The organism is Pseudomonas sp. 2822-15, from assembly GCF_002742515.1.
Taxonomy (GTDB): Bacteria; Pseudomonadota; Gammaproteobacteria; order Pseudomonadales; family Pseudomonadaceae; genus Aquipseudomonas; species Aquipseudomonas salomonii.
The window spans coordinates 86030-92029 of record NZ_LJRY01000241.1 but is presented as its reverse complement, the minus strand read 5'-3'; the positions used below and the strand labels follow the sequence as shown (position 1 = coordinate 92029).

The 6000-nt window shown below is 62.4% G+C and carries 5 protein-coding genes; 3 read left to right on the top strand and 2 right to left on the bottom strand.

Features of this window, described 5'->3' with window-relative positions; genetic code table 11:
• On the bottom strand, window positions 1–1094 hold a 1094-nt coding region (locus tag AOA59_RS26425; protein ID WP_099489614.1), incomplete at its 3' end, for an MFS transporter.
• 94 nt (window positions 1095–1188) lie between these two features.
• On the opposite strand from AOA59_RS26425, the gene AOA59_RS26420 reads away from it, so the two are divergent.
• The 3 genes from AOA59_RS26420 to AOA59_RS26410 all read left to right on the top strand — a co-directional run bounded on the left by AOA59_RS26420 (window position 1189) and on the right by AOA59_RS26410 (window position 4446).
• The gene (locus AOA59_RS26420) at window positions 1189–2082 is read left to right on the top strand and encodes a LysR family transcriptional regulator (RefSeq protein WP_177023835.1); all 894 of its coding nucleotides are present in this window, start codon (window positions 1189–1191) and stop codon (window positions 2080–2082) included.
• A 181-nt stretch (window positions 2083–2263) separates the two neighbouring features.
• Entirely contained in the window at window positions 2264–3769 is a 1506-nt protein-coding gene (locus AOA59_RS26415) for a sensor domain-containing diguanylate cyclase (RefSeq protein ID WP_065929605.1), read from the top strand.
• A 332-nt stretch (window positions 3770–4101) separates the two neighbouring features.
• The gene (locus tag AOA59_RS26410; protein WP_099489613.1) at window positions 4102–4446 is read left to right on the top strand and encodes a hypothetical protein; all 345 of its coding nucleotides are present in this window, start codon (window positions 4102–4104) and stop codon (window positions 4444–4446) included.
• A gap of 124 nt (window positions 4447–4570) precedes the next feature.
• On the opposite strand, the gene AOA59_RS26405 is transcribed toward AOA59_RS26410, so the two are convergent.
• Window positions 4571–5986: a cytosine permease gene (locus AOA59_RS26405; RefSeq protein ID WP_099489612.1), complete on the bottom strand. Its 1416-nt coding sequence runs from the start codon at window positions 5984–5986 to the stop codon at window positions 4571–4573.
• Between the last annotated feature and the right edge of the window lie 14 nt (window positions 5987–6000).

Sequence of the window (6000 nt, the reverse complement as noted above, 5' to 3'; positions counted from 1 at the left end):
ATCCCAGCCCCCGCCAGCGAAATCGCCGGATACCCCCAGCCCGCGTTAATCACCACACCGCCCAACGCCGCCCCAATCGCATTGCCAAAGTTAAACGCCCCGATATTCACCGCCGACGCCAGGTTAGGCGCGTCCTTGGCCGCCTCCATCACCCGCATCTGCAACGGCGGCACCAGGGCAAAACTGGCCACACCCCATATCAGGATCGCCACCGCGGCCGGCAACGGCCAGCGCATCAGCACGGTAAACGCCAGCAACACCACAATCAGCACGCTCAGCGACACGATCAAGGTGCGGTCTATCGAGCGATCCGCAGCCTTGCCGCCCCACAGGTTGCCAAGGGTCAGGCCCACACCGAACAGCACGAGCATGGCGGTGATGTAGGGGGTGGAGGCGTGGGTTTCGCTGCTGAGGATGGGCGCGATGTAGGTGAAGACGGTGAACATGGCGCCCGAGCCGATGACGGTGAGGGCCAATGCGCCCAGCACTGGGCCGCGGCCAAGTACGCGAATTTCGGCCATCACGCTGACGTGTGGCGGCGCCTTGAGGTTGGGCAGGGCGAACCACAGCGCGGCCATGGCGATGACGCCGAGGCCGGTAATGCCCCAGAAGGCGGTGCGCCAGCCGAACAGTTCGCCGAACCAGGCGGCCAGCGGCACGCCGCCGATGGTCGCGAGGGTGAGGCCCATAAACATCGCGGCCACCGCGCCGGCGCGTTTCTCCGGGGCGACCACACTGGCGGCGACCACGGAGCCCACGCCAAAGAACGCGCCGTGGTTCAGTGAGGTGACGACCCTGGCGATCATCAGGCTGTAGTAGTCGGTGGCCAGGGCGGACATCAGGTTGCCCAGGGTAAAAATCGCCATCAGCCCGATCAGCAGGTAGCGCCGGGGGATCTTGCCGGTGGTCAGGGTCATCAGTGGCGCGCCGAGCAGTACGCCCATGGCGTAAGCGCTGACCAACAGGCCGGCGGCGGGAATCGAGACGCCGAGGTCGGCGGCGATGCCCGGCAACATGCCCATGGGGGCGAACTCGGTGACGCCGATGCCGAAGGCACCCATGGCGAGCGCGATTAGAGGTGGATTGATACGCATGGAAGGCTCCTTATCTATGCCGCCAATGCTACGATCCAGCCTTTGAAGGCGGTAGATGGCGTTTTTGGCAATCACCTTTGCGTAAGGGGCACAAATGGACTTCAACGGCAGGTCGGGTGAGATGTTGGTATTCGCCCGCGTGGCGCAGGAGGGCAGCCTGTCGGCGGCGGCGCGGGCGTTGGGGCTTACGCCGTCGGCGGTCAGCCGGATCATCGCGCGCGCCGAACAGCGCCTTGGCACGCGGCTGCTATTGCGCACCACCCGCGCGATCACCTTTACCGCCGAGGGCGAGGCGTTTCTGCGCGGGGCGCGGCGTATCCTGGCCGACATGGACGAGGTGGAAGAGGCGATTGCCGACCAGGGCGTGCCAAGGGGCCGGTTGCGGGTCAGTGCCGCCCTGGGCCACGGGCGTATGACGATCGTGCCCTTGGTGGCCGCCTTCAGTGCGCGTTTCCCGAACATCGTGGTCGACCTGACCCTGGGCGACGAAGTAGTCGATATCCTCGGCGGCCAGGCCGATGTGGCGATACGTTTTGGCCTTCTGCCCGACAGCCCACTGACCGCGCGCAGGCTCGGCGAAACCGGCCAGGTGGTGGTGGCCTCGCCCGAGTACCTGCAAAGCCACGGCACCCCGCAGCAACCCGAAGACCTGCTGCGGCACAATTGCTTGCGCTTCAACTTTCGGCGTGCCGAACCCAACTGGCCGTTTATGCGCGACGGCCAGGGGTTTTCCCTCAAGGTCAGCGGCAACATCGAATGCAGCAGTGGTGAAGCGCTGGCACAGCTTGCGCGTGTGGGGGCCGGTATTGCGCGTATCGGTGAGTTCACCGTCAGCGAGGATTTGCGCCGCGGCGAGCTGATACCGCTGCTGCAAGCCTGGAACCCCGGCGACGTTGAGCCGATTCACGCGGTGTTCGTCGGCGGCGCGGCGATGCCGGCGCGGGTGCGCTTGTTTGTGGACTTTTTGCTCGAACATCATCAGTTGTAAGCGTCTGCGTGGGGCCACCGTGAGGCGCGGCAATATGAACCGTTCTCGTGCGCATAATCTGTTGCTGCGCCGGTTTATAACTACTTGTATCCTTGCTCGCGAAACAGGGCGAATGGCTGCCGCCGGTGCCCAGGTCCACTGTCCGCTGTTATGGAAAACCCTGCTTGCCAAAGGTAGCAATGTGAAGCGTGATACCCACCTGGTTGTGCTTTTGCTGGCTGTTATCGGTTGCTCCCTGGGGTCATTGACGGTCTGGAAGGTGTTTGCCTCTCGAGATCGCGCCCTGCAGGAGGTGGACGTCCATGGCCTTAACCTTACCCAGGCGCTGTCGACTTATTCCGAAGGCATCGTGCGCCAAAGTGCGCTGCTGTTGCTCGGGCTGGTCGAGCGTCTGGAAACCGAAGGCAGCGGGCCGGCGCAGATTCAGCGGCTGAGTATCTTGGTCAACCGCCAGCAGCCGATGATGCCGCAGCTCAGTGGGATCACGATCTACGATAGTCATGGGCACTGGTTGATGTCCTCCAACCGGCCGATTCCTGCGGGCGCCAACAGCACAGACCGTGCCTATTTCATCCATCACCGTGACGATCCTTCCCGCGAGATCTTTATCGGCCCGCCGATTGTCAGCCGGTCGAATCAGGAATGGGTGATGACCATCAGCCGGCGTTTCAATGATGCGCAGGGTGATTTTGCCGGTGTTGTGGCAGTGACCTTAGGCATCGAAAACTTCCTGCGCTTGTTTGGCAAGATCGATGTCGGGCAGGACGGCGCAATTGGCTTGTCGCATACCGACGGTACGCTGCTGGCGCGTTATCCGTTTCGCGAGCAAGACATGGGGCGCAACTTTTCCACGTCGCCCATCTATGCCAAGTACCTGGTTGATCAGTCGGTCGGCACTGCCTCGTTTACCTCCAGCCTGGACGGCGTGGAGCGACTCTACGCGTTCCGCCAGAGTGACCGGCTGCCGCTGATCACCACGGTGGCGCTGGGCAAGCGCGAAGCCCTTGCCGCGTGGCGCACCGAGGCACTGTTGTCGGCGGTGGTGGTGGCGGGGCTGCTGGGCCTTACCGGCCTTATCGGCTGGTTTTTGATCCTGGATATCCGTCGGCGCACCGAGGCGGAAGATCAGTTGCGTGAAACCCAGCAGCAGTTGCTCACCTCCAACGGGCAGCTTGAGTTGCTGGCGATGAAGGATGCCCTCACGGGGCTGGCAAACCGTCGCTGCTTTGATGAGAGCCTCGCCAGGGAGGCGCTGCGCGCCAAGCGGGAGGGCACGACGCTGGCATTGCTGATGATCGATATCGACTACTTCAAGCGCTTTAACGACGCCTACGGGCATGTGGCAGGGGACGCCTGCCTGCAGACGGTGGGCAGAATCTTCGAGGCGTGCGTAAGGCGGCCGTCAGATCTGGTGGCGCGCTATGGTGGCGAGGAGATGGGCATCATCATGCCGGACACCGACAGTGACGGCGCCGCCGTGGTGGCCCAGCTGATTCTTGATCGGTTGAAGCAAGAGCACATTGTGCACGGCACCAGCCCGTTCGCGCGGCTGACAGCGAGCATCGGCATTGCGACAGCCACAGGGGCTCAGCTGGAGGATTTGCAAGGTTTGGTTGAGGTGGCGGATCAGGCGTTGTACAGCGCCAAGGCGGCGGGGCGTAACCAGTGTGTGACGGCGGGCCGGTGAGGGAGGTGGCACAACCCAGCCCATGCACGACTTTACGTTACCAGTTATGTAGCCGTTAAAAACCGGTCAACGATCACCCGCTCTTTAACGGGTAGACCCCTCGGATTTGCTTGCGATTATGGCCGTTACAACCGCTTTCCCACACGCGTTTCAGGATTACTCCTACAGTCACGCGAGGCACGCTCTGAGCCCAGCCCGCCGGGGTTTAAAGCAGTTACATCTGCCCAGATGCCCCTGATTGAATGGCTTTATCTGCGCGCTGTAATCTGGAAAACGACCTGTCGGGATCCCATCCGGCGACGGGTTTTTTCCAGCTATCAAGAGGTGTATCGATGTCTTCAATCAATGGTTTCAGTTCAGGCATACCCTTGCCTCAGTTTGATACAAGCAGAACCGTCAAGGACACGTTCAATAAAGCCACAAACGACGTGGACCCTGGCTTCCACTCAGGTTTCGGTCAGCGCGGCGCTGGCAGAGAAATCGGTTTCGCCGACGAGTACAACACGGCCAAGTATGACGCAAATGATCTGGACCCTGGCTTCAACGCTGGTTTCGGTCAGCGCGGCGCTCGCAACGAGATCGACGCTGGCGGCCCGTACAAAAAAGCCGGGCATGGCGCAGGCGAGCTGGATTCGGGGTTCAACGCAGGGTTTTCACGCCGGCGCAGTTGGGCGTAAGCGCAACCCTGCCGTTATCCGAGGGGAGGGCTGATTCGCCCTTGAAGGTGCCGATACCGCCGTACCCGCGACGGTATTGGCACCCTGTCAGAATGTGACCTTTGGCTTAAGCCGGGGCGCGGTATCAAACCCCGCTCACCAGGTTCCCGCCGTCCATCCGGCGCTTGTAGGCACTGTCCCGACTCGCCAGCCAGAAGTACAACGGCGACGTCACCACCAACCCCACCACCCAGGACAAATCCGCCCCGTTGATGTGCTCGGAAATCGGCCCCACATACAGCGGCGTGTTCATAAACGGAATCTGCACTGCAATCCCGATCGCATACGCCAGCAGCGCCTGCGGGTTGTACTTGCCGTAGATGCCGCCATCGACGCGGAAGATCGAAGCGATGTCGTACTTGCCTTTGTGAATCGCGTAGAAGTCGATCAGGTTGATTGCCGTCCACGGCACCAGCACCACCAGCAGCACCAGCACCATGTCGACGAAGTGGCCGATAAAATCTTTGGAGGCGAACACGGCGGCGATGGCGCAGGCGGCCAGCACCAGCGTGGAGATCACCGCACGGCTTTTGGCGGTGGGGATCCAGCGGTAGGCGAAGGTCTGGATCAGGGTGATGATCGACAGCACGGCGCCGTAGAGGTTGAGGGCGTTGTGGCTGATCACGCTGAGCAAAAACAGCACCAGCATCAGCGGGCCGATGGCACCGGTGGCGAGTTTTACCGCCTCCATGGTGTCCATGCCGACCGGGGTGGCGAGTACGGCGACGGCGCCGAAGATAAAGGCCAGGCTGGATCCGAGGGCCGAGCCCAGGTAGGTGGTCCAGAAGGTCGACGCCACCGGCACGTCGGCCGGCAGGTAGCGGGAGTAGTCCGACACGTAGGGCGCAAAGGCGATCTGCCACAGCGCAGCCAGGGACAAAGTCGCCAGCCAGCCAGAGATATTGAAGCTGCCACGGGTCAGAAAATCGGTGGTCTGCACGTGAGTGAAGATGTAGCCGAAGCCCAGCACGATACCGGCGCCGAGCACCCAGGTGCCGATGCGGTTGAGCACGTGGATAAAGCGGTAACCGATGATGCCGATGATGCCGGAGCCGATGGCGCCGATCACGATGCCCACGGGCACGGGCACGCTGTCGACCACGCCGTGCAGGGATTTACCCGCCAGCACGATGTTGGAGGCGAAAAAGCCGATGTACATGACGCCGGCGATCACCACCACCAACAGGGCGCCGAGGGAACCGAACTGCGCCCGGCTCTGGATCATTTGCGGGATGCCCATTTGCGGGCCCTGGGCCGAGTGCAGCGCCATCAGCACGCCGCCGACCAGGTGGCCCACCAGGATGGCGACGATGCCCCATACCAGGTTCAAGTGGAACAATTGCACACCCAGTGCGCCGGTCACGATCGGTAACGGCGCGATGTTGCCGCCGAACCACAGGGTGAACAGGTCTCTTACCTTTCCGTGGCGGTCTTCGGGGGGCACGTATCCGATCGTGTGTTTTTCGATAAGCGGGGCGGAGGATGTTGCAGTGGTGACCATGACGAACTCCAAGG

What these genes read in the sequence shown, in the direction of transcription:
- AOA59_RS26420 (WP_177023835.1), top strand. Translation starts at nt 1,189, where the DNA reads ATGGACTTCAACGGCAGGTCGGGTGAGATGTTGGTATTCGCCCGCGTG.
- AOA59_RS26410 (WP_099489613.1), top strand. Translation starts at nt 4,102, where the DNA reads ATGTCTTCAATCAATGGTTTCAGTTCAGGCATACCCTTGCCTCAGTTT.
- AOA59_RS26405 (WP_099489612.1), bottom strand. Translation starts at nt 5,986, where the DNA reads ATGGTCACCACTGCAACATCCTCCGCCCCGCTTATCGAAAAACACACG.